The 635-nt window shown below is 38.1% G+C and carries 2 protein-coding genes; both read right to left on the bottom strand.

What is annotated here, in order from left to right; translation table 11 throughout:
* A partial coding sequence (locus B9N71_RS13635; RefSeq protein WP_370738317.1) for an IS3 family transposase occupies nt 1-124 on the bottom strand: 124 nt, incomplete at its 3' end.
* A gap of 125 nt (nt 125-249) precedes the next feature.
* Nucleotides 250-552 carry an IS3 family transposase gene (locus tag B9N71_RS11885; protein WP_034915944.1) on the bottom strand — a complete coding sequence of 101 codons (303 nt, stop codon included), beginning with the start codon at nt 550-552 and terminating at the stop codon, nt 250-252.
* Between the last annotated feature and the right edge of the window lie 83 nt (nt 553-635).

Below are 635 nucleotides of genomic sequence, written 5' to 3'. Positions count from 1 at the left end.
AGCCATTTTTCGCCATGATTCGACCTATTCGGCGTCTAGATGCGGTTATGCCTTGCTTTCTCAGCTCTGCTTGCAGACGCCTTGTGCCATAAGCACGATAATTAGTATTAAAAATTTCACCCACTATTTCACTCAGTGATATATCTTGTGATTGCTGCGTTAATTGCCGTTGATAATAGAAACGATTTCGGTTTACATTTAAACATCGACATAATGCACGTAAGCTATATCGATGCTTATTATGTAAAATTAACTCGATTTTCTTCCCATTATCAACGCCGCTTGCTTTAGGATATCATTCTCCATTAACAAGCGTTTATTCTCTTTGCGTAGCGCGATAAGTTCGTTCTCTTCAGTTCGACGATTATCTTTTGCGATGAATGAGCCGGTAGTTTGGTACTGCATTATCCAATTATCTAATGCTGATTTGGTGAGGTCATACTCTGCGACGATATCCGCACGTTTTTTACCATTTTGATATAGCATGACCATTTGTTTTTTGAACTCGTTAGTAAAGCTACGTTTTGCTCTTCGTGATGAATCAATTGCCATTGTTGTTACCTTCTCTTATTTTTAGTTTATCATAACAATGACCTTATAAAACTGGTACTAATTAGTGTAGCCGATCCAGTGGG

The sequence above is a fragment of the Gilliamella bombi genome (genome assembly GCF_900103255.1).
GTDB lineage: Bacteria > Pseudomonadota > Gammaproteobacteria > Enterobacterales > Orbaceae > Gilliamella > Gilliamella bombi.
This window is presented reverse-complemented; position numbering and strand designations above follow the sequence as displayed.